4 protein-coding genes are annotated in these 2,966 nt (G+C 52.5%); 2 read left to right on the plus strand and 2 right to left on the minus strand.

Going from position 1 to position 2,966, the window contains the following annotated elements:
- Together ACH107_RS31670 and ACH107_RS31675 are read left to right on the plus strand one after the other, a co-directional pair.
- On the plus strand, nucleotides 1–226 hold a 226-nt coding region (locus tag ACH107_RS31670), incomplete at its 5' end, for an integrase core domain-containing protein (protein WP_412509612.1).
- A gap of 130 nt (nucleotides 227–356) precedes the next feature.
- On the plus strand, nucleotides 357–1,379 hold the full coding sequence (locus ACH107_RS31675) for a rod shape-determining protein (protein ID WP_412509613.1): 1,023 nt from the start codon (nucleotides 357–359) through the stop codon (nucleotides 1,377–1,379).
- A 162-nt stretch (nucleotides 1,380–1,541) separates the two neighbouring features.
- Here ACH107_RS31675 and ACH107_RS31680 read toward each other — a convergent pair whose 3' ends face one another.
- Nucleotides 1,542–1,778: a WGR domain-containing protein gene (locus ACH107_RS31680; protein ID WP_412509614.1), complete on the minus strand. Its 237-nt coding sequence runs from the start codon at nucleotides 1,776–1,778 to the stop codon at nucleotides 1,542–1,544.
- Nucleotides 1,779–1,946: 168 nt separating this feature from the next.
- The gene (locus ACH107_RS31685; RefSeq protein ID WP_412509615.1) at nucleotides 1,947–2,918 is read right to left on the minus strand and encodes a tyrosine-type recombinase/integrase; all 972 of its coding nucleotides are present in this window, start codon (nucleotides 2,916–2,918) and stop codon (nucleotides 1,947–1,949) included.
- Nucleotides 2,919–2,966: the final 48 nt, after the last annotated feature.

The following is a 2,966-nucleotide window of genomic DNA, read 5'->3' on the forward strand; positions in this document are numbered from 1 at the left end:
GAGCATCAATGCCCTCGCCGAGACCATCAACGGCTTGTACAAGGCCGAGGTCATCGAGCACGAGGGGCCGTGGCGCGGCAAGAAAGACGTCGAGCTTGCAACCCTGGATTGGGTGCATTGGTACAATGAAAAACGCCTATACGGCCCGCTCGGATATATCTCACCCGCAACAGCAGAAAGGAACTTCTACAATGCCGAACTCACGGCTAAGGTCGCCGCTGAGTGACCAACTCCAACCTCTCCGGTAAACCCGGTCTGGTTCATCTCACCCCACCCTAACGGCGACATCGCATACTTTTGGTAGCTTGCATCAAGCTGAGAATATGCGCAATCATGTAAAAAAATAAGGCGAAACAATGTTTTCACACCATATTGGCATTGACTTGGGGACGGCGAACACCGTCATTGTAACAGTAAGGAAAGGCATCGTGCTAGATGAACCCTCTGTTGTTGCCTTTCACGAGTACAAAGGCAAGAAGAGTTTCCTGGCCGTGGGTGAAGACGCAAAGTTAATGCTCGGCAAGACACCCGAAAGCATCGTCGCAAGCCAGCCATTGAGAGATGGTGTGATCGCAGACTTTGACCACGCTGAAACGATGATTAAGCAATTCTTCAAAAAGGCCATGCCGCGTAGTAGATACTGGAAGCCCAAGGTTGTGGTCTGTGTACCTTTTGGTGCCACGCCTGTCGAAAAGAGAGCCATACAGCAGGCGATCAAAGCGGCTGGCGCAAGCTCTGCTGGGTTACTAGAGGAGCCAATGGCGGCGGCCTTAGGGGCAAACCTCCCAGTCTTAAAACCGAAAGGATCAATGGTCGTCGATATCGGTGGCGGCACCACAGAAATTGCTGCCATCGCCCTTGGTGGTATAGTTGAGGCAACTTCTATAAAAATTGGCGGAAATCATTTTGACGCATTGGTAATTCAAAGAACGAGAAAAAAGTTAAATCTCAACATTGGCGGGGCGACAGCCGAAAAAATCAAACTCGAAATTGGAACTGCCACGAGTCCGGATCTAGTTGATTGTAAAGAGCCGCTTCTTATTTCAGGTGTTGGCAGCACGGATGGAATTCCAAAGTCAGCAAGCACGAATCAACGAGACTACGCTGCCGCTGTGAAGCCATTGATCGACAACATCGAAAACGCCATTAGGAGTGTCCTTGAAAGAACACCGCCCGATTTGGCGTCTGATGTGTACCAAGATGGCATAACTCTAACCGGCGGTGGCTGCCTCTTGTATGATTTGGATGTCGAGCTCACCAGACGCTTAGCTATCCGAGTTGTTGTGGCGGAAAACCCAAAATATTGTGTTGCCTACGGCGCAGCACGTGCTGTCGAAATGGGTAAAAAGTTCATTCATGCCATTGAGTACGACCTATAGAAGATCGAAGATAACCACCGGAGCACCACACCACTGTCGCGCCCACATCCTCAAGTTCAGCGCACGCTACATACTCAAAAACACGACGGTAGTCGTCCTGTCACGCCAAAAGTACTTTTAGCAGGCAAGCCAGAGACGCTCTGAAATTTTTAGCTGGACACCTTAGCCAGCAACCAAACTTTCAGTAAGCGCATAGCCTTTGGCACAGGCACGCAAATGCCAATGGTCTGCTGCAAGTACAGCGTCGCGCAGGTTGGAGAACCACGCAATGCGATGCACGCCATTCTGACCGTTGCTGCCCCACTCTCTGACTACGGTATATTCACCGAATAGGTTATACCCCACATCTACGCGGTAGAAGCTGGGCCGTTCTGCATGATGATGAACAAGCGTAATCATTGTGGCAGTTAAGGAATCGTTTGCGATGTATGCAGTTTTGCAGAACCCCTCCCCGCACACCAGCCCTCCAGCCAATCGGTGTGGAACAACACAGGTTTGCCAAACTGTGTCGCGTTCGCGTGGTGCGCCAACTGTGTTTGCGAAACTGGGTTGAACAACTGTGTTCCCCTACTTCTCGTCCTCGCCCACGCCCGCACCACCTTCCGCCTTCTGTGCCGCATAGGCCTCCACTGACAGCTCATATCGCTTGCCCGTAAACATATCCTTTTTCATGCGCGGGGTAAGGTGGCTGTAATGGCGTTCGATCATGCCAATCGATGTGCCCATCTGCTGGGCCAGTGCGTGGATATCCATGCCGTCGTTTACCAGTGCAAAGGTGGCGTAGGTGTGCCGCAGGCTGTATAGCACGCGATTGTCGCCCGTCTTGGGGAAAATCAACAGATTGTGCTTGGTCAAAAACGCTTTGAAGGTCTGGCGCAGGTTGTCCGTGACTGTTCCGTCAGGCAGGCAGAACACGGGCAGGTCCAGCTTCTGCTTGAGCATAGCGTAGAACTCAATCTCCTTGATCGCTTCCGTGCGAGAGTGCAGGCGCTTGAGATAGTCAATCGTGCCAGCCCGCCCAATCGCTTCATGCGGCTTGGTCTTGCCGTGCAGGTAAAACTCCACATATTCCAAGCCGTTGTCTTCGAACACGGTCACGTGCTTCCAGCGCAGGTTTTCCGCTTCGGTGCCGGGTCGCATTCCGGTGTTGGCCACAATCAAAACATAGTCGCGCAGCAGGTGGCGCATATCGCGTGACTTGCCGCCTTTGCCCTGTTCGATCCAGTGCGGGAGCTTGCGGATCATCTTGCGATAATCTTCCCGGCTGAAATCAGGCCGCCGTTTTGCGCCTTCGCCTTTGTTTGCCAGTATGGGCACCTTGGCTTGCGTGATGAAACCCCGTGCCACAGCCTCGTCGTACACACGGTTCATAGCGGAATTGTGTGTGTTCAGTGTACTGGCTTTGGGATCGCGCCCAATCACCCGCTTGCGCCACGCGTTGAAGTCCTGAATTTTTTGATGGTCGATGCTGGTGATGAAGGTCTTGCCAAGATTGAGCAACCTGAGGTCTGGAAATTCTGCTGAGAGCGGGTCATGCATCCTGGCATTCCCATTTGATGTAGGCCTTCGTTTCGGAGGCCCATTTTT

Source organism: Roseovarius halophilus (ex Wu et al. 2025) (genome assembly GCF_047086965.1).

Bases quoted from the DNA above. Each gene is read 5' to 3' on its own strand.
- ACH107_RS31675 (WP_412509613.1), top strand. From the start codon at position 357: ATGTTTTCACACCATATTGGCATTGACTTGGGGACGGCGAACACCGTC.
- ACH107_RS31680 (WP_412509614.1), bottom strand. From the start codon at position 1,778: ATGATTACGCTTGTTCATCATCATGCAGAACGGCCCAGCTTCTACCGC.
- ACH107_RS31685 (WP_412509615.1), bottom strand. From the start codon at position 2,918: ATGCATGACCCGCTCTCAGCAGAATTTCCAGACCTCAGGTTGCTCAAT.